Here is an 18,841-nt window from a genome sequence, read left to right as displayed (position 1 = left end):
AGGATCGTCAGATCCTCATCGGCATCACGACGTACTTGAAGCCGGTGGTGTCGGGGATGGTCAGCAGCGCGCTGCTGGCGCTGTCATTGAGGTCGATGCAGACCATGTCCTGGCTCATGTTGGCCAGGGCATCCATCAGGTAGGTGACGTTGAAGCCGGTCTCGATCTTGTCGCCGGCGTAGTCGATCTCGATCTCTTCCTTGGCCTCTTCCTGCTCGGCATTGCTGGACGCGATGGAGAGCAGGCCCGGCTCGAAGGTCAGGCGCACGGCCTTGAACTTCTCGCTGGTCAGGATGGCGGCGCGCTGCAGGCTGCTCAGCAGGGGCGCACGGCCCAGGGTGAGGCGGAACTTGTGGTTCTTGGGGATGACGCGGTTGTAGTCGGGGAACTTGCCCTCGACCAGCTTGGTGACGAACTCCATGCCGCTGAAGCTGAACTTGGCCTGGTTGCCGGCAAAGCGCATCTCGATGGCGTCGTCGTCCTTGCCGTCCTTGAGCAGGCGCTGCAGTTCCAGCACGGTCTTGCGCGGCAGGATGACTTCCTGCTTGGGGATGTCGGTGTCCAGTTCGGCCTGGGCCAGGGCCAGGCGGTGGCCGTCGGTGGCCACCAGCGTCAGGTTCTTGCCTTCGGCGACGAACAGGATGCCGTTCAGGTAGTAGCGGATGTCGTGCACCGCCATCGCGAAGTGGACCTGGTTGATCAGGCCCTTGAGCGCCTTCTGCGGCACGCTGAAGGCGGGACCGAAGTCGGCGGCTTCCTGCACCAGGGGGAAGTCGTCGGCCGGCAGGGTCTGCAGCGTGAAGCGGCTCTTGCCGCCCTGCAGGGTCATCTTGTTCTGGTTGCTCGTCAGGCTGACGACCTGGTCGGCCGGCATGGAGCGCAGGATGTCGATGAGCTTGCGGGCGCCGACGGTGGTGTTCAGGTTGGCGGCGTCGCCGTCGAACTGGACCGTGGTGCGCACCTGGATCTCGAGGTCGCTGGTCGTGAGCTCCACCTGGTTGCCGGTCTTGCGGATCAGCACATTGGCCAGGATCGGCAGCGTGTGGCGCCGCTCAACGATGCCGGACACCGCTTGCAGCGCGCCGAGCACCTGATCCTGGGGAGCTTTCAAAACGATCATGGAGGCCTCTTGGGGGATCTCAGGGGGGTCAACCGGGCGCGCCCAAGCACAACGCGCGCGCGAAGCTGCGATTGTCGCCCGGAAACGGTGCCCGGCCGGCCGGCGGGGCTCTCCCGGAGGCTACGGGTCAACCCGGGGGCCGGCCAGGGCGGCGCGGCCCGGCTGGGCCGGCAAGCCTCTCAAAACCCGGCTTCTTGCCGCAACGGCGGCCAAAACCCTCAGTAAAGGTCCCGCGCGGCCGATCTCACCTCGTGCAGCAGCTGGCGCGCCCCCGGGGACATCAGATGCCCCTCGCGGGTGATGATGCCGAAGGCGTCCATGTGGCAGGGCAGGTCGATGGGCAGGATGGCCAGCACGTTGAGGGACGCGTAGTAGCGCGCCACCTCCACCGGCATCACGTGCAGGGAGTCGGTCTGCTGCAGCAGGGCGGTGATGAGGAGCAGGGCCGTGGTGTCGACGTTGTTGGACGGCGGCTCCAGCGCGGCGCGGCGGAACATCAGCTCCCAGCGGTGGCGCAGCACGCTGCCGGTGGGCGGCAGGATCCAGGGCTGGTCGGCCAGGTGGGCGAGCTTGAGGTTGTCTTCCTTCAAGAGAGGATGTCCGACGCGGGCGACGGCGCAGGCGGGCTCGACCGTCAGCTCCTCGTAGTGCAGGCCAGCGGCGTCTTCCTCTTCGACGATGCGGCCGATCATGAAGTCGAGCTTGCCCCGCTGCAGCATGTCCACCAGCTGCTTGCTGCTCTCCATGTGCACGCCGATGCGCAGCCTGGGCGCCAGCAGCTTGATGCGGGCGATGGCGCGCGGCAGCAGGCCCATGGCCGGGGTCATGATGACGCCGACCTCGACCTGGCCGGCCAGGCCATTCTTCAGCGACACGATGTCGTCATGCGCCGCCGACAGGCTGGTGAGCGCCATGCGGGCATGGCGGATCATGGTCTCGCCGTAGAGCGTGGGCTCCATGCCGCGCGGGTGGCGCTCGAAGAGCTTCACGTCCAGCATGTCCTCCAGGTCCTTGAGCTGCTTGGAGGCGGCCGGCTGGGTCATGCACAGCACCTCGGCGGCGCGGTGGATGTTGCGCTCGTCGTCCAGCGCGATCAGCAGCAGCAGCTGGCGCGTCTTCAGGCGCGCGCGCAGGAACCAGTTGGGGTTGGGGCTGGCGTCGGTCAGCGACGTGCCGTTGATGTCATCGTCGTCGTCGCGGGCCATGGTCAAGCCAAGTTGACCCGGCCGTCATTGGCCAGGACGCTGTTGATGTCGTCACCCGTCTCGTCCAGCTGTACCAGCGTGGCCTGGCGGGCGCCGACGGCGTCGCGGGCCTGCAGGGCCGTCAGGATGGCCTTGTGGCGCGGCAGGGAGAGGTCGTGCGTGTTGGGCAGCTGGCTGGACAGGATGATGGATTCGCGCAGGGCCAGCGACAGCATGTTGCCGATATAGGCCAGCAGGTCGTTGCCGGTGGCCTCAGCGATGCGGCGGTGGAAGGCCAGGTCGGGCTCCAGCAGCTCGGCCGTCGTCTGGGCGGCGGCCATGCCCTCGTAGGCGGTGGCGATGCCGGCCAGCTGTTCGTCCGTCGCGGCGCGGGCGGCCAGGGCAGCGGCGGCGGGTTCGAAGATGCGGCGCACTTCCAGCAGGGTCTGCACGAAGTCGCGCTGGGGGCGGGACTGGATCAGCCAGTACAGCACGTCGGGATCGAGCAGATGCCATTCGTTGCGCGGCCTGACGATGGCGCCGGCGCGCTGGCGCGACACCACCAGGCCCTTGGCGACGAGGACGCGCACGGCCTCGCGCAGCACGGGGCGGCTGATCTCGTAGCGCTCCAGCAGCTGGGCCTCGGGCGGCAGCTTGTCGCCGGGCTTGAGCTCGCCGCCGATGATGGCCAGGCCCAGCTCGCTGACGATGCGGCCGTGCTGGCTCTTGCCCTCGGGTTGGGCGCTGTAGGTGGAGTGATCTGCTCGAGTCTTCATCGGCGGCAGGCTACCGAACAAAGCGCGCATTATCGAAAGCGGGCGACAAAACCGCCCTTGGGGGAAAGCGTGAGCTTGGGCGAGGCCGCCGACAGCTTGCCTTCGGTGAAGTCGCGCGGACCTTCGCCATCGCTGATGAGCTGGCCCTCGCGCTTGCCGAGCCAGCCCAGATCCAATTGCACCTCGCGTGGCGTGTCGTCGGCGTTGAGGCCGGCGACAAACCATTGCTGGCCGGCACGGCGGGCGATTGCGACCCACTTGCCGGGCTCGCCATCGAGGAAGCGCACTTCGTCCCAATGCCGCGGCAGCTCGCGCAGGAAGGCCTTCACAGAGGCGGGCGCGGTGGCCATGCCTTCGGGTGTCTCGGCGTAGTGCTGGATGCCCGACAGGAAGAGCACGCTCTCGGCCAGTTCGAAACCGTTGCGCGTGGCGCGCTGGATGTTGGGGATGTCATGGAACACGACGGGCGTGAAGTCCATGGGATCGAAGAGGTTGCGCGTGAAGGGCAGCATGGCCGCGTGGCGGGCGACCTTGTCCTGGTCTTCCTGCGTGAAGGTCGCGAACTCGAAGCCTTTCACGGCCTCCACCGTCAGCAGATTGGGATAGGTGCGGCTCCAGCCGCGCGGCAGCGTGGCGCCGTGGAAGTTCAGCAGCAGGCCGGCCGCCGCCGTCTCCTTCAGCAGGTCGACGTAATAGGCCTGCATGGAGGCGCCGTCGCCACCGAAGAAGTCCACCTTCAGCCCCTTCACGCCGATGGCCTTCACGCGGGCGAATTCGCGGGCTCGCGCTTCCCGGGTCAGCAGGGCGCCCTTGGGGCTGTATTCGGTATCGTTCCAGGCGCCCGACGAGTTGTACCAGGCCAGCAGGCCGACGCCCTTGGTCTTGGCGTAGTCGGCCAGTTCCTTCATCCTGGCGTCGCCGATCTTGCGGTCCCAGTCGGCGTCGACCAGCGTGTAGGGCCAGCGCATGTCGGCCGCGTAGTCGATGAAGCGCTTCTGCACGTCGAAGACCGTGCCGTCGTCCTTCAGGATGGCCCAGCTCCACGATGCAGGGCCAGGCTTCAGCTGGGTCTTGTCGAAAGCGACGGCGGGCGCGGCGAGATCGGTGCCCAGCGTCGACTCCATGACCGTCTTCAGCGGGCCGATGGCGAGCACGCGCCAGGGCGTGGTGAGAGGCCCATCGATATCAGCGAGCAGGTGGCCACCGGTGTTGACCTCGCTCGCCTCGGGCAGGCCGATGCGGTAGGTGCCGCCCGTTGAATCGCTCGCCAGGCGCGAGGCGTGGAAGCGGCCGTCCATGCCGGCTTCGGTCAGTGCCACCCAGTTGGCGCCCGAGCGGAACAGCGCCGGGAAGACCCAGCCCGCATGCGAAGGCGCGGCGGTGCCGACGGGGATGTCGGCCTGGTAGTGCTCTTCGTAGGACGGGTTGGTGCGCTTCCAGCCCGTCTTGGCGACCGACATGGGCTGCAGCCAGGCGCGGGCCTCGGGGGGGAAGGCAAAGCTGGTCAGCTCGTCCTTGAACGTCTTCCGGCCGGCGCCATCCACCGTGTAGCGCAGCGCCAGGCCGTCGTTGGAGGCGCGCAGGGTGACGCTGAGCTTCTGGCCCGCCGCGTTGGCGACGGTGAAGCGCTGTTCGTTGGCGCGGTAGTCCACCTGGCTCTTCTTGCCGGCGGCCAGCGCGTACTGCTCGCGGTGGGCCTTCACGGGCGAGGTCGAAAGGAGCTTGAGGCCGTTGGCGTAGTCGCCCTGCTCCAGCACCAGGCCCAGGCGCGACGCCAGCAGCACCGGCTGGCCGGCGCGCTGCACCGAATAGACGAGCTGTTGCTCGGCGTTGACCGACACGTCGACCTGGAGCTGGCCGTCGGGGCTGCTCAGCGCGTTGGCGAGGGCGGGGATGGCGAGCAGGAACGAGGCGAAGAGTTTCATGACGAGTAGGGGCCGTCGGCGACCGGCGTTCCGAAATCGGGGAAGCCGTCGGCGCGCCAGCCAAAGGCTTGCACGCGCGTTTGGCGGTTGGGGTCGTTGAGCGGGTCGCCGACGATGTCGCGGTAGTTGCGGGCGTGATAGACCAGCAGGTCGGTCTTGCCGTCGGGCGTCGTCGTGAAGCTGTTGTGACCGGGGCCGAACTGGCTCGCTGACTCATCGCTCTTGAACACCGGCACGGACGACTTGCTCCAGCTCGCCGGGTCCAGCAGGTCGGCGTTCTCATCCGCCCACAGCAGGCCCACGCAGTAATTGGCGTCGGTCGCCGCGGCCGAGTAGGCGATGAAGACGCGGCCGTTGCGCTTCAGCACGGCCGGGCCTTCGTTGACGCAGAAGCCGATGCGCTCCCAGGCCAGCTCGGGCCGCGTGATGACGACGGGCTCGGTCTTCAGCGTCCACGGGTTGGCGAGTTCGGCGAGATAGAGGTTGCTCTCCGTCGGCGGGCTCTTCTGCGCCCAGCACAGGAAGCGGCGGCCGCCGTGTTCGAAGGGCGTTGCGTCCAGCGAAAAGCCTTCCTCGGGCGTGACGATCTGGCCGCGCTCGATCCATGCGCCGGTGAGCGGGTCGTCGCTCTCGCATTCGAGGACGTACATGCGCAGCTTCCAGATGTCGTCGCGCTCGCTGGCTGCGAAATAGACGTACCAGCGGCCATCGATGCGGTGCAGCTCGGGAGCCCAGACGTGGAAGCTTGCCGGTCCACTGTCGTGCTTGCGCCAGATGATCTTGGTGGTCGCGGTGGCCAGGCCGGCGATGCTGTCGGAAGCGCGGATCTCGATGGCGTCGTAGCTGGGTACCGAGGCGGTGAACCAGTAGCGGCCGTCGACCAGGGTGATCTGCGGATCGGCGCGTTGGGCGATGAGGGGGTTGGTCCAGTCGCTCATGAGCGCAGGGCTTTCGTGACGATGACGTTCCAGGAGGCGGGCCTCAACTTCACGCGCAATTGCTCGCCGTCGATGGCAATGCCGTGGAGAGCCTGGGGCGCGACGCGGTCGGGTGCGTCGGCGGTGTTGCTGGCATTGAGGTCGGCGCTGTGGAGCTGCTCGGCCTGCACGAGTTGACGTTCCACGCCCAGGCCGCGCAGCGTGATGGACAGGTCCATCTCATCGGTCAGGCTGCGGTTCAGCAGGAAGACCGCCGTCTGGCCCGTGGCCGCGTCATCGACCACGCTGGCGCACAGATAGGGCAGCTCGCCATGCTTCGCGTTGGCATAGCCGGGCGACTGGATGACGGGCCGCAGCACCTCGCCCTGGGCCCAGCGCGCGGCTTGCGCGAAAGGATGAAAGATGGTCTGCCGCCAGGCCGCGCCGCCGGGCTCGGTCATGATGGGCGCGATGACATTGCAGAGCTGGGCCATGCAGGCGACCTTGAGCCGGTCCGCATGGTTCATGAACATGGTCAGCATGCCGCCGATCAGCAGCGCGTCCTCGGCCGTGTAGACCTCTTCCAGCAGACGTGGCGCCTCGGGCCAGCCGGCTTGCTTCAGGTGCTCGCCGTGACGGGCGCGGTACCAGACGTTCCATTCGTCGAAGGACAGCTTCAGCCGCTTGGTGGAGCGCTTGCGTGTGGCCACCGAATCCGCAATCGCCACGGTGTCCTCGATGTAGCGCGCATTCGTCTCGATCTGCGCGAAGAAGCTCTCGGTGCTGGCGTCCGCGGGCGGCTTCACGAAGTAGCTGTGCAGGGACAGGTAGTCGACGAACTCGAAGCAGTGCTCCAGCACGCGGTCTTCCCACACGCCATACGTCGGCATGTCGTAGGCCGACGAGCCGCAGGCGGCCAGCTCGATGGTCGGGTCCACCCAGCGCATCAGCTTGGCGGTCTCCTTGGCGATGCGGCCGTACTCGTCCGGCGTCTTCTGGCAGATCTGCCAGGGGCCGTCCATCTCGTTGCCCAGGCACCAGAACTTGATGCCCAGCGGCTCCTCGGCGCCATGCGAGCGGCGCAGGTCCGACAGCGCGGTGCCGCTCGGGTGGTTGCAGTACTCGAGGTAATGGCGCGCTTCGTCTGGCCCGCGCGTGCCGAGGTTGACGCCGAACATGGGCTCGATGCCGACCTTCCTGCACCAGGCCATGAACTCATGCGTGCCGACCTGGTTGGTCTCGGTCGAGAACCAGGCCAGGTCCAGCCGGCGCGGGCGCCGGTCCTTGGGGCCGACGCCATCCTCCCAGTTGTAGCCCGACATGAAGTTGCCGCCGGGGTAGCGCACGATGGTGGCGCCAAGCTCCTTGGTCAGCTCGGCCACATCGCCGCGAAAGCCGTGCTCGTCGGCAGTGGGGTGGCCTGGCTCGTGAATGCCGTTGTAGACGCAGCGTCCCAGGTGCTCGACGAACACGCCAAACAGGCGGCGGTCCAGCGGCGCGAGGGCAAAGTCGCGGTCGACGATGAGAGAGGCTTGGAAGGTCATCAGCGGCGGGCTTTCTGGAGTGCCTTGTTGACCCGCTTCTCGACGCTGGCCTGCACCTCGGCCACGGGCTTGCCCGACAGCAGCAGGTTGGCCACGTCCTCGCCGATCAGCAGTTCGATATTGCGTTGCGTGGGCACATTGCCCGGCATGGACGCGCCGGTGGTCGTGATCTCGGCCAGCGACTCGCGTTGCGGCAGCGCGCGGAAGGCCTCGCTCTGCGCCACTGTATTGCTGACCGGCAGATGGCCGGTGCGCGACCACTCGGCGCTGCGCTCCCAGACGAACTTCAGGAACTTCAGCGCCGCCTCATGGCCCTTGGCATCGGTCGCGCCGCCCTTGAACAGCGCCCAGGAGTGGCCGTCGGCGAACACGGCGGGCTTGTCGTAGAGCTGGGCGAAGGGCCGCACCGCGTAGCCGCCCTGCAGCGGCGAGTCGGCCTTCTTCGATTCACGCAGGAACTGGTCGATGGTCCAGGTGCCGACGACGACGACACCCGCCTCGCCGTTCAGGAAGGCCTGGTTGGCGGCGGCATAGTCCAGGTTGGGCCGCACATGGCCCTCCTTGTAGAGGGTCTGCATCAACGTCAGCGCCTTCGTCACGGCCGGCTGCTGCATGTGGATGCTCTTGCCGTCTTCCGCGAACAACGCCGCGCCCTGCTGGGCCACCAGCGACTGGAAGGTGCGGTTGTTGGCGGCAGTCTCGTTGGCCACGGCCCAGGCAAAGAAGGGCTTGCCGGTCTTCTGCTTGAACTGCCGCGCCTGCGCCAGCAGTTCCTCCGGCGAACGCGGCAGCACCGGCTCGCCGTTGGCGCCGAGCAGCCCGGCTTGCTTCATCAGTCGGGTGTTGATATGCCACAGCCAGGCCCAGGTGTCGAAGGGCAGCGCATAGGTCTGGCCGTTGAACGTGGTGCCTTTGCGCGCATGCTCGGTGAAGTCGTCCACCGACACGCCGACGCGCGCGAAGTCTTCGTCCAGCGGCAGCACCAGCTTGCGGCGCACATAGTCGCCCAGGGCCGACTCGTGCATGACGGCCACGGTCGGGATGTCCTTGGACACGAGGCGCGCGGTGAGCTGGTCGTAGTAAGGGCCCCACTCGCCGATCTGCGTCTTGACGACGATGTTGGGATGGGTCGCGTTGAATTCGTTGACCAGGGCCGTGACGATGCCGCATTCGCCGACGCCCTCGGAGGCCTTCACCACCTGGCCGAACTGCGACTCGCAGCTGCCGAAGAAGCGCATCAGCGTGATCTCGGTCTTGCCCGAGTTGTCCTTGCCCGCGCCGCAGGCGGCGAGCAGGACAGTGCACAGCAGAACTGACAGGCGCTTCATGACTTGCCCGTCCCGGCGACGGCCGTCACCAGATGGCGCTGGAAGAAGAGATACAGCATCAGCGCGGGCACGCCGGCGAACACGGCCTGAGCCATCAGGAAGCCCAGGCCCTCGGACTGCGCGAAATTGGTCTGCGTGGAGGCCAGGCCGCGGGTCAGCGTGTACATGTCGGGCTGCGTCGCGATGACCAGCGGCCACAGGTAGTCGTTCCAGCAGGCCAGGAAGGTGAAGATGCCTAACGTCGCTTGTGCGGGCAACGTCAGCGGCAGGATGATGGTCAGGAAGGTCTTGAAGCGCGACGCGTTGTCCAGCAGCGCGGCCTCTTCCAACTCGGCCGGGATGGCCTTGAAGTACTGCGTCATCAGGTAGACGCCGAAGGGCGCGGCCAGGCCCGGCAGTGCCAGGCCGGCAATCGTGTTCTGCAGGTTCCACTCCGAGAACAGCCGATGCAGCGGGATGAAGACCGACTGGGCCGGCACGGCCAGGCCGAACATGACGAGGGCGAACAGCACGCGGCGGCCCGGGAACTCGCAGCGCGCGAAGCCATAGCCGGCCAGCGACGACAGCACGAGCACACCCGCCGTCTGCAGCAGCGCCACCAGCGCGCTGTTGCCCAGCCAGCGGAACACCTGCGAGGTCTGCAGGATGTCCAGGTAGTTGGCCAGCGTGTAGGGCGGCGCCAGGAACACATCGGTGTGGCGCAGCAGGAATTCGTTGGGCTTGAAGGACAGGGCCAGCACCCACAGCAGCGGCGCCATCCAGGCCAGGGCCAGCAGCGTCAGCGCGGCCATGACGAAGCGGTCGAACCAACCGCGTCTCAGCAAGGGATTCATGTCAGGTTTCCATTCCGCTTGCGGGCCGAGCGACGGGCCGCTCCCTAGCCGGCCCGCTCAGGCGATGGGCGCGCGGCTCGATGCCGCACGCATCGCCGTCCCCGCGGGGGACCGGCCAAGGTACTCCTTGGACGAGGGGCTTCATCATTTGCCACGTTCCAGCCAGAGTTGCGCGGAGACCCCGACGAGCATGATGGCGAGCAGGATCTGCGAGGCAGCCGTCGCATAGCCCAGCGAGAGCTGCATGAAGGCCTGCTCGTAGGTGAACTGCACGATGGACCGCGTGGTGTTGTTGGGCCCGCCGTTGGTCATCAGCATGATCTGCGGGAAGACCTGGAACTGGCGGATCACCTCGATCAGCGCCACCAGCACGATGGCGCGCTTGAGGCTGGGCAGCGTGATGTGGGTCAGCACACGCCAGCGCGGCGTGTTGTCCAGCGCGGCGGCCTCGTAGATGTCCGAGGGGATCTGCTGCAGGGCCGACAGGAAGAGGATCATCGGCAGCCCGATGATCCACCAGACGGTGACGAGGGCGATGGTGAGCAGCGCGAGGTTGTCGCTGGTCAGCAGCGGCAGCTCGGGGATGCCGAGGGCCGTGAACATCTGCGCGACGAGGCCGCGCTCGGGCATCAGCGCGAGCTTCCACACCAGCGTGATCAGCGTGACCGAAAAGACGGAGGCGCAGAAAAAGGTGGCGCGCAGGAAGGTGGCCAGCTTGCCGGTGCGGTTCAGCGCGAGGGCCAGCATCAGCGACAGCACGACGAAGATGGGCGTGCTGATGGCGACGAAGCGGATGGTGTTCCAGACCACTTGCCGGAAGACCTCGTCGCTCCACAGTTCCTTGTAGTTGGCCAGGCCCACCCAGAAGCTGTCGTCGGACAGCAGGTCATGGTCGTGGAAGCTGATCCACACGCCCTTGGCCAGCGGCCAAAGCAGCATCAGCGCGTAGAGCGCCACGAAGGGCAGCACGAACAAGGCGTAGGCCGGGCGCGAGGCGCGCAGGCCGACGGTGCTCATGCCAGCGACTCCTGGGCGTGATGGGCGCGGCCGGTCTCGTCGAAGAGATGCGCCTCGGCCACGTCGACGCTGACGGCGACGTAGCTGCCGAGCCGAGGTGAGGCCGCACCCGCCGGCACGGTGACGATCAGCGGCGTGTCGCCCTCGAGCTTCAAGTGCGCCAGCGTGCGTTCGCCAAGGAACTCGACCAGCTCGACGCGCCCACGCAGCGGACCCTGGTCGGCCACGCGCAGGTTCTCGGGGCGCACGCCCAGCACAAGGCCTTGCGCAGGCAGGCCTTCGGTGGCGACGCGGGTCGTCACCCACTGGCCGCCCGGCACCGTGACGACCGCACGCCCACGGTCATCCGGTGCGCGCTGCACCGGCACGAAGCCCATGCCCGGCGTGCCGATGAAGCTGGCGACAAAGCGCGTGGCAGGCCGGCGATAGAGCTCGGCCGGTGTGGCGACCTGCTCGATGGCGCCGCCCTTCATGACGACGATGCGCGTCGCCAGCGTCATGGCCTCGATCTGGTCGTGGGTGACGAAGACCATGGTCGCGCCCAGACGCTGGTGCAGCTGCGCCAGTTCCAGACGAGTGCGTCCACGGAGAGCCGCATCCAGATTCGACAGCGGCTCGTCGAACAGAAAGATGCCGGGCTCCTTGACCACCGCGCGGCCGATGGCGACGCGCTGGCGCTGGCCGCCGGAGAGCTGGCCGGGCTTGCGGTCCAGCAGCGTGTCCAGCTCCAGCATGCGGGCCGACTCGGTGATGCGCTTGGCGATCTCCTCAGCCGGGATGCCGATGTTCTTCAACCCGAAGGCCAGGTTGTCGCGCACCGTCATGTGCGGGTAGAGCGCGTAGTGCTGGAAGACCATGGCGAGGTTGCGCAGGCCGGGCGCGGCATGCGTCACGTCGCGATCGCCGATGAGGATGCGGCCGCCCGTCACCTCTTCCAGGCCCGCGATCATGCGCAAGAGGCTCGTCTTGCCGCAGCCCGAGGGGCCGAGGAAGACGACGAACTCACCCTGCGCCACGTCCAGCGACAGGTTCTCGATGACCTGCACCGCGCCATAGCGCTTGCAGAGGTTCTCCAGCTTCAGGCCAGCCACTTCGCTTGTCTCCGGTTCTTCATTCTTCTTGGATCACGGGCCAGCCATCTGCGGACCAGCTCAGGCGCGCAATGCGCAGATGCGGCTTGCCGCCACGCTCGGTGTCGTAGGCGTGATGGACCAGCCAGTCGCCGACCACGTCCTGGTGGCCGGGGCCTTTCCAGCGCGTGCCGGTCGCCGAGAGCAGCGGCGTGGCGCCAGCGTCCATCATGTCCTTGCCGTCGCGGTCCAGGTAGGGGCCGGTCACGCTGCGGGCGCGGCCGACGCGGATGTTGTAGGTGCTTTGCGCGCCCTTGCAGCACAGGTCGTAGGAGGCGAACAGATAGACCCAGTCGCCACGCCGCACGAGGGTCGGGGCCTCAATGGCCGGGTTGCGGGCGATGAAGCGCGTGCTGCCGGTGGGGCGCAGCGTCCTGGCGTCCAGCTCCGTCAGGCGCAGGCCGCCCCAGAAGGAGCCGTAGCTCATCCACAGCTTGCCGTCGGTGTCGACGAAGAGGTCGGGGTCGATGGCGTTGAAGTTGTCCGTCGCCACGCTCTGCACGACCAGGCCTTCGTCGCGCCATTCGGCACCGTCCGCCTTGTCGCTGCTGACCAGGCCGATGGCCGAGCGGTTCTTGCCGAAGGTGGAGATGGAGTAGAGCGCCCAGAAGCGGCCACGATGGGCGAACAGCTTGGGCGCCCAGACATCCAGGCCCTTGTGCTCGGGCACGGCCTGAGCCCACCAGGCGGGCGCTTCGCTGAAGATGGGGGCGAGACGACGCCAGGTCTTGCCAGCGTCCGTCGATTCCAGTCGCTGCAGGCCCTTGCCCGTCGTGAAGACGAACCAGCGCTCACCCTGGATCAGCAGCGTCGGATCATGGGCACCCGTGTCGCCCTGCGGCTCCAGCGCGAACGCCGATGCGCTCAGGCACAGCGCCAGCAGCGCGGCCAGCCAACGCATCACTTGCCCCAGCGGAGCACGAGGGGATCGAGTCGCCTGGCCGCATCGAGCAGGCCGGCGCGCGTCTCGGGCGACATCTCGGGGAAGGGATGGCGCGGCGCATCGCTTTGGATGACGCCGCCTGCCTTCATCAGCGCCTTGGCGGTCAGGATGCCGCCCTGGCGGTTCTCGTAGTTGATCAGCGGCAGCCAGCGGCCGTACTCCAGCACGGCGGTCTCGCGGTCGCCGGCATGGAAGGCGTCGAAGATCTTGCGGATGCCATCGGGGAAGCCGCCGCCCGTCATCGCACCGGTGGCGCCAGCGTCCAGGTCGGCCAGCAGCGTGATGGCTTCCTCGCCGTCCCAGGGGCCTTCGATGGCCGCGCCGCCGACGCGGATGAGCTCGCGCATCTTGCTGGCGGCCTGGGGCATCTCCAGCTTGAAATACTTCACGTTGGCGATGTTGCTCGCCATGCGCGCCAGCAGCGGCACCGACAACGGCGTGCCGGCCACCGGGGCGTCCTGGATCATGATGGGAATGCCAATAGCGTCAGACAGGCGCTGGTAGAAGCTCTCGATCTGGCCCTCGGACACGCGGAAGGTGGCGCCGTGGTAAGGCGGCATGACCATGACCATGGCCGCGCCGAGTGACTGCGCCAGCTGGCTGCGCTCGATGCAGATCTGCGTGGAGTAATGCGTCGTCGTGACGATGACGGGCACGCGGCCGGCCACATGCTCGAGGATGGCGCGGGTCAGCGTCTCGCGCTCGGCATCCGACAGCACGAACTGCTCGGAGAAATTGGCGAGGATGCACAGGCCGGTGGAGCCGGCATCGATCATGAAGTCGACGCAGCGCAGCTGGCCGGGGATGTCCAGCGTGCCGTCGGCGTGGAAGATGGTCGGGACGACGGGGAAGACGCCGCGATAAGGGCGGCTGGTGGAGGCGCTCATGAGGGGGCCCTTGTCTCTGGGGAAGTTGGAATGCAGCGCCGGCGAGCGGCACATGGCCAGCTGTCGTCGCCGGCGTTGGTCGACATTAAAGTATGACTATTTGTGCGAGTTGATTGGGGTTAACCCGAAAATCACCGGCTTTGCAAACGAAAAAGTATGACTAATAATTCAGCCATGGCCCAGCCAATGCAGCCGGGCGAGCGCTTTTCTCCGGAGACAGTTCGATGAGTTCCTACGCCCTCTACCCCAGCCTGCAGGACCGGGGTGTCCTGATCACCGGCGGGGCCACCGGCATCGGCGAGACCCTGGTGGAGGCCTTTGCCGCCCAGGGCGCCAAGGTGGCTTTCATCGACCTGGCCGCGGATGAAGGCCAGGCACTGGCGACCCGCCTGGCCGGCTCGCGCCACGCGCCCCAGTTCGCTGTGGCCGACCTGTCCCAGGTCGAATCCCTGCGCTCGGCGATTGCCACCCTGCGCGAACGCACCGGGCCCTTCACCGTGTTGCTGAACAACGCCGCCAACGACAAGCGCCACGCCGTCGAGGACACGACGCCCGAGTTCTGGGACGCCAGCGTGGCCGTCAACATCAAGCACCAGTTTTTCACTGCCCAGGCCGTGCTGGCCGACATGAAGGCAGCCGGCGGTGGCTCCATCATCAACTTCGGCTCCATCAGCTGGATGCTCAAGCAGGGCGGCATGCCGGCCTACACCGCCAGCAAGGCCGCGGCCCAGGGGCTGACGCGCTGCCTGGCGCGCGACTTCGGGCCGCACAGGATCCGCGTCAACACGCTGGTGCCGGGCTGGGTGATGACCGAGAAGCAGCTCAAGCTCTGGGTCACCGAAGAGACCAAGAAGGAGATCGCCAAGGGCCAATGCATCAACGAGCCGCTGATGCCGGATCACATCGCCCGCATGGCCCTGTTCCTGGCCGCTGACGATTCGGCCATGTGCACGGCCCAGGATTTCATCGTCGACGGCGGCTGGGTCTGAAGATGGAGCGCCGCGACTACGGCCGCCTGCCCGATGGCCGGCCGGTGCATGAGTACACGCTGAGCAACGGCCTGGGCCTGAAGCTGACCGCCATCACGCTGGGCGGCATCGTCACGGGCCTGTGGGTGCCGGATGCCCAGGGCCAGAGCGGCAATGTCGTGCTGGGCTTTGACAACCTCGACGACTACGTCCACCGCAACCCGTCGTTCGGCATCATCGTCGGCCGCTATGGCAACCGCATCGCCGGCGCCCGCTTCGAGCTGGACGGCGAGCTGCATCTGCTGGGCTGCAACGACGGCCTGAACTGCCTGCATGGCGGCACCGAGGGCTTTGGGCACCGGCTGTGGAACGCCGCGCCCGTCGAGCCGCGCGATGGGGAAGCCGAGGCGCTGCTGTTCAGCTACACCAGCCCGCATGGCGAGCAGGGCTTTCCGGGCGAACTGAAGGTCAGCGTGCGCTATGCCGTCAGCGCGACCGAGAACGCCTGGCGCCTCGACTACGAGGCAACGACCGACCGCGCCACCGTCGTCAACCTGACCCATCACGACTACTTCAATCTCGCCGGCGACGGCAGCGTGCTGCGCCACCGCCTGACCATTCCCGCCTCGCGCTACAGCGAGGTCGACGAGCACCTGATCCCGCAGCGGCATGCGAGCGTGGAAGGCACGCCCTTCGATTTCCGCCAGTCGACCCCCATCGTCGCCCGCATCCGCAAGGCCCATCCGCAGTTGCTGGTCGCCAAGGGCTATGACCACAACTTTCTGCTCGACGGCGAGCTGGATGCCGACGGCCTGCGGCCCGCGGCGACGCTGGAAGACCCGCACTCCGGCCGCCGCATGGACGTGCTGACCAGTGAGCCGGCGGTGCAGTTCTATTCAGGCAACTTCCTCGACGGCAGCCTGGCCGGGCCAAACGGCCGCATCTACCGCCAGGGCGACGGCCTGTGCCTGGAGACCCAGCACAACCCCGACTCGCCGCACCACGAAGCCAGCGAGGACTGGCCATCGACGCTGCTGAGGCCCGGCGAGGTGTGGCGCAGCACCACAATCCATCGCTTCTCCTGACAAGGACCGCGCCATGGACCTGCCCGCCCACCAGCTGACGATGACGGTGTTGATGACGCCGGACACGGCCAACTTTTCCGGCAACGTCCACGGCGGCAACATCCTCAAGCTGCTCGACCAAGTGGCCTATGCCTGCGCCAGCCGCTATGCCGGGCGCTATGTCGTCACGCTGTCGGTGGACCGCGTCATCTTCCGCCAGCCCATCCACGTCGGCGAGCTGGTCACCTTCCTGGCCAGCGTCAACATGACGGGCAGCTCGTCGATGGAAGTCGGCATCAAGGTCGTCGCCGAAAACATCCGCACCCAGCAGAAGCGCCACGTCAACAGCTGCTACTTCACGATGGTGGCCGTGGGCGACGACAACAAGCCCGTGCCCGTGCCGCCACTGCGGCCCTTCACCCCTGAAGAGCGCCAGCGCCACGCTTCCGCCATCGCACGCAAGCAGGCGCGTGCCGCTCTTGAAGCCCGACCGAATGAGCCCAGCTGAACATCCCTTCGCCCTCGCCCTCGCCCAGGCCAACAAGCTCGGCGAAGGCATCCAGTGGCATGCCCCCAGCGGCCGCTGGTGGTGGACCGACATCGAGGCGAGCAGCATCCACGCCTGGACGCCCGGCGCCAGTGACGCACTGCAGGTGCGCCTGCCCGCGCGCGTCGGCTGCTTCGTCCATGGCCGCTCCGGCGCCCTCATCCTGGCCATGGCCAAGCGCCTCGCACGGCTGACCCTGCAAGATCTGCAGGCCACCGGCAGCATCACGGCCGAGCCCGAGACGATCACACCGCTGGAGGCCAACCTGCCCACCACGCGGGCCAACGACGGCCGTTGCGACCGCAGCGGCAACTTCGTCTTCGGCACGCTGGACGAGGCCAACCCACGCCAACGCATCGGCAGCTTCTACCAGTACTCGCTGGCCCATGGCCTGCGCCGGCTGGCGCTGGATGGCGTGGGCATTTCCAACAGCATCTGCTTCAGCCCCGATGGCCGGCGCATGTACTACGCCGACACAACCACCACCCGCATCATGGTCTGCGACTACGACGCCGACAGCGCCCGCGTCAGCGAGCCGCGCGTCTTCGTGACCAAGGAGTTCGACAACGACTGCTGGCCCGACGGCTCCATCGTCGATGCCAAGGGTTGCTTGTGGAATGCCGAGTGGGGCAACGCCGCCGTGGCTCGCTATGCGCCGGATGGCCGGCTGCTCGGCCGCTTCGGGGTGCCGGTCCCCCATGTGACCTGCCCGGCCATGGGCGGTGCTCACGGCGACCGGATCTTCGTCACGACCGCCCGCGAGGGCCTCAGCACCGCCGACCTGATGGCGCGCCCGCTGTCGGGCAGCCTGTTCGGCATGGCCATCGAGCCCGGGCTCTACCTGCCCGATGCGCTCTTCAACGACGACTAGGCTTCAGCACCCAGGCGCCCATCCAGTCCGAGCCCGACAGCACACGGCGGGAGCGCCACATCTCGTCGCTGGGCTGGGCATTCGCGGGCAAGGCGGGCTTGGGCGTTGACGCCGGCTGGCGGGGTGCCGTGAAGCTGAAGGTTTGAAGGCGTCGCATGCGACCTCCTCGAGCGTTGCGTATGCCCACAACGCAGCAAGGCCGCGATCGGACTACTTGCCGATGCAAAAGCTGCTGAAGATGACGCCCAGCAACTCGTCCGCGGAGAAGGCCCCGGTGATCTCGCCGAGGGCGTCGTGGGCCAGGCGCAGCTCTTCGGCGAGCAGGTCAAGGGCGGCGTCGCGCTGCTCGGCGATGGCGCGGGCCTGCTCCAGATGCTCCGCCGTGCGGGCCAGGGCCTGCACATGGCGTTCACGGGCGATGAAGAGGCCTTCGGGCACGGCCTGCCAGCCGGCCGTCTTCAACAGGCGTTGTCGCAGGGCTTCCAGACCCTCGCCCGTCTTCAAGCTCAGCGCGATCTCGCCCGTCGGCGCGGCCGCCAGGTCGGCCTTGTTGAAGACCTGCACGATGCGGCTCGCGTCCACGCCGCCCAAGCGCGCACGGATGCGCTCGTCCTCGGCTTCGTAGTCGGCCTGGCCGACGCGGCCCAGGTCGTGCAGGAAGAGCACGACGTCGGCGTCGGCAATCGCATCCCAGGAACGCGACACGCCGATGCGCTCGACCTCATCCGCCGTCTCATCGCGCAGGCCGGCCGTGTCGGTGATGTGCAGGGGCACGCCCTCGATCTGGATGGTCTGGCTGACCTTGTCACGGGTCGTGCCCGGGATGGGCGTGACGATGGCCAGCTCGGCGCCGGCCAGCGCGTTCAGCAGCGAGCTTTTTCCCACGTTGGGCTGGCCGGCGAGCACGACCTTCAACCCGTCGCGCAGCAGCGCGCCCTGGCGGGTGCGGGCCTGCACGGCGCTCAGTTGCGCAGTCAGGCGGTCCAGGCGGCCGAAGGCATCGGCCTTCTCGAGGAAGTCGATCTCCTCCTCGGGGAAGTCCAGCGTCGCCTCGACCAGCATGCGCAGCTGGATGAGCTGGTCGCGCAGCACGCCCACCTCGTTGGAGAGCGCACCACCCAGCGCCCGGCTGGCGCTGCGCGCGGCGGCCTCGGTGCTGGCGTCGATGAGGTCGGCCACGGCTTCGGCCTGGGCCAGGTCGAGCTTGCCGTTCAGGAAGGCGCGTTGCGTGAACTCGCCGGGCTCGGCAAGTCGCACGCTGGTGCTTGCTTCGATCACGCGTGCCAGCAGCAACTGCATGACGACGGCGCCGCCATGGGCCTGCAGCTCCAGCACATGCTCGCCGGTGTAAGAGTGTGGCGCCGGGAAATGCAGCGCCAGACCCTGATCGATGGCCACGCCGTTCGCGTCGCGGAATGGAAGGTAAGTCGCCTCGCGCGCTTTGAGCACACGACCGCAGACCGCTTCGATGAGGGGCGTCAGGTCTTGCGGCGACGACACGCGCACGATGCCGACGGCGCCACGCCCCGGAGCGGTGGCGATGGCGGCGATGGGATCGGCGTGACGGGCGAGCATGGCGCGATTGTCGCGGCCCCAAAAAGAAACAGCCGCCCGGAGGGGCGGCTGCATCAGGTAGAACCGGCGACGGGCCGTCCCTCGCCGGTTCGCGCACCCTTGGCGGGCAGCGGCGGTATTCCGCTGCGTGGGGCACCATGTATGGCGCGGGGGAGGTCAGGTTCGAGTGCTCTCGTGAGACTCGTCCGGACCGGTGTTCTCTGCCCCGCGGA

The 18,841-nt window shown here is 67.6% G+C and carries 18 protein-coding genes; 4 read left to right on the top strand and 14 right to left on the bottom strand.

Annotated elements, in window-relative coordinates; genetic code table 11:
• Window positions 1-7: 7 nt before the first annotated feature.
• The 12 genes from dnaN to AC07OY_RS13495 all read right to left on the bottom strand — a co-directional run bounded on the left by dnaN (window position 8) and on the right by AC07OY_RS13495 (window position 13,604).
• Window positions 8-1,120, bottom strand: a complete 1,113-nt coding sequence (dnaN, locus tag AC07OY_RS13550) for a DNA polymerase III subunit beta (RefSeq protein ID WP_495043112.1) — start codon at window positions 1,118-1,120, stop codon at window positions 8-10.
• A gap of 218 nt (window positions 1,121-1,338) precedes the next feature.
• Entirely contained in the window at window positions 1,339-2,325 is a 987-nt protein-coding gene (locus AC07OY_RS13545; protein ID WP_495043111.1) for a LysR family transcriptional regulator, read from the bottom strand.
• A 2-nt stretch (window positions 2,326-2,327) separates the two neighbouring features.
• The gene (locus AC07OY_RS13540; protein WP_495043110.1) at window positions 2,328-3,080 is read right to left on the bottom strand and encodes a FadR/GntR family transcriptional regulator; all 753 of its coding nucleotides are present in this window, start codon (window positions 3,078-3,080) and stop codon (window positions 2,328-2,330) included.
• Between the two features lie 29 nt (window positions 3,081-3,109).
• Window positions 3,110-5,005 carry a glycoside hydrolase family 97 protein gene (locus tag AC07OY_RS13535; protein ID WP_495043109.1) on the bottom strand — a complete coding sequence of 632 codons (1,896 nt, stop codon included), beginning with the start codon at window positions 5,003-5,005 and terminating at the stop codon, window positions 3,110-3,112.
• Window positions 5,002-5,943 (bottom strand): glycoside hydrolase family 43 protein, encoded by a 942-nt coding sequence (locus AC07OY_RS13530; protein ID WP_495043108.1) that lies wholly within the window; start codon window positions 5,941-5,943, stop codon window positions 5,002-5,004. The genes AC07OY_RS13535 and AC07OY_RS13530 overlap by 4 nt, the downstream gene beginning before the upstream one ends.
• Window positions 5,940-7,466 (bottom strand): arabinosylfuranosidase ArfA, encoded by a 1,527-nt coding sequence (gene arfA / locus AC07OY_RS13525; RefSeq protein ID WP_495043107.1) that lies wholly within the window; start codon window positions 7,464-7,466, stop codon window positions 5,940-5,942. The genes AC07OY_RS13530 and arfA overlap by 4 nt, the downstream gene beginning before the upstream one ends.
• A complete protein-coding gene (locus AC07OY_RS13520) occupies window positions 7,466-8,794 on the bottom strand; it encodes an ABC transporter substrate-binding protein (RefSeq protein ID WP_495043106.1) in 1,329 nt (442 codons plus the stop codon). Before AC07OY_RS13520 ends, arfA begins: the two co-directional genes overlap by 1 nt.
• Complete coding sequence (locus AC07OY_RS13515; protein ID WP_495043105.1) at window positions 8,791-9,627, bottom strand: carbohydrate ABC transporter permease; 837 nt, start codon at window positions 9,625-9,627, stop codon at window positions 8,791-8,793. The genes AC07OY_RS13520 and AC07OY_RS13515 overlap by 4 nt, the downstream gene beginning before the upstream one ends.
• A gap of 144 nt (window positions 9,628-9,771) precedes the next feature.
• Window positions 9,772-10,644, bottom strand: coding sequence for a carbohydrate ABC transporter permease (locus AC07OY_RS13510; RefSeq protein ID WP_495043104.1), 873 nt, complete (start codon window positions 10,642-10,644; stop codon window positions 9,772-9,774).
• On the bottom strand, window positions 10,641-11,735 hold the full coding sequence (locus tag AC07OY_RS13505; protein ID WP_495043103.1) for an ABC transporter ATP-binding protein: 1,095 nt from the start codon (window positions 11,733-11,735) through the stop codon (window positions 10,641-10,643). The genes AC07OY_RS13510 and AC07OY_RS13505 overlap by 4 nt, the downstream gene beginning before the upstream one ends.
• Before the next feature lie 19 nt (window positions 11,736-11,754).
• A complete protein-coding gene (locus AC07OY_RS13500; RefSeq protein WP_495043102.1) occupies window positions 11,755-12,675 on the bottom strand; it encodes an arabinan endo-1,5-alpha-L-arabinosidase in 921 nt (306 codons plus the stop codon).
• The gene (locus AC07OY_RS13495) at window positions 12,675-13,604 is read right to left on the bottom strand and encodes a dihydrodipicolinate synthase family protein (protein ID WP_495043101.1); all 930 of its coding nucleotides are present in this window, start codon (window positions 13,602-13,604) and stop codon (window positions 12,675-12,677) included. The genes AC07OY_RS13500 and AC07OY_RS13495 overlap by 1 nt, the downstream gene beginning before the upstream one ends.
• Before the next feature lie 224 nt (window positions 13,605-13,828).
• On the opposite strand from AC07OY_RS13495, the gene AC07OY_RS13490 reads away from it, so the two are divergent.
• From AC07OY_RS13490 to AC07OY_RS13475, 4 genes are read left to right on the top strand one after another with little or no spacing between them, the layout of a single operon-like run.
• Entirely contained in the window at window positions 13,829-14,593 is a 765-nt protein-coding gene (locus tag AC07OY_RS13490) for an SDR family NAD(P)-dependent oxidoreductase (protein ID WP_495043100.1), read from the top strand.
• Window positions 14,594-14,595: 2 nt separating this feature from the next.
• A complete protein-coding gene (locus AC07OY_RS13485) occupies window positions 14,596-15,657 on the top strand; it encodes an aldose epimerase family protein (RefSeq protein ID WP_495043099.1) in 1,062 nt (353 codons plus the stop codon).
• A 13-nt stretch (window positions 15,658-15,670) separates the two neighbouring features.
• Window positions 15,671-16,144 (top strand): acyl-CoA thioesterase, encoded by a 474-nt coding sequence (locus AC07OY_RS13480; RefSeq protein ID WP_495043098.1) that lies wholly within the window; start codon window positions 15,671-15,673, stop codon window positions 16,142-16,144.
• Complete coding sequence (locus AC07OY_RS13475) at window positions 16,131-17,054, top strand: SMP-30/gluconolactonase/LRE family protein (protein ID WP_495043097.1); 924 nt, start codon at window positions 16,131-16,133, stop codon at window positions 17,052-17,054. The genes AC07OY_RS13480 and AC07OY_RS13475 overlap by 14 nt, the downstream gene beginning before the upstream one ends.
• On the opposite strand, the gene AC07OY_RS13470 is transcribed toward AC07OY_RS13475, so the two are convergent.
• Window positions 17,041-17,211: a hypothetical protein gene (locus tag AC07OY_RS13470; protein WP_495043096.1), complete on the bottom strand. Its 171-nt coding sequence runs from the start codon at window positions 17,209-17,211 to the stop codon at window positions 17,041-17,043. The two genes, AC07OY_RS13475 and AC07OY_RS13470, sit on opposite strands and share 14 nt — an antisense overlap.
• Window positions 17,212-17,264: 53 nt before the next feature.
• Entirely contained in the window at window positions 17,265-18,629 is a 1,365-nt protein-coding gene (gene mnmE, locus AC07OY_RS13465) for a tRNA uridine-5-carboxymethylaminomethyl(34) synthesis GTPase MnmE (RefSeq protein WP_495043095.1), read from the bottom strand.
• Window positions 18,630-18,841 lie beyond the last annotated feature (212 nt).

This window comes from Roseateles sp. GW821-FHT09H10, assembly GCF_059415865.1.
This window is presented reverse-complemented; position numbering and strand designations above follow the sequence as displayed.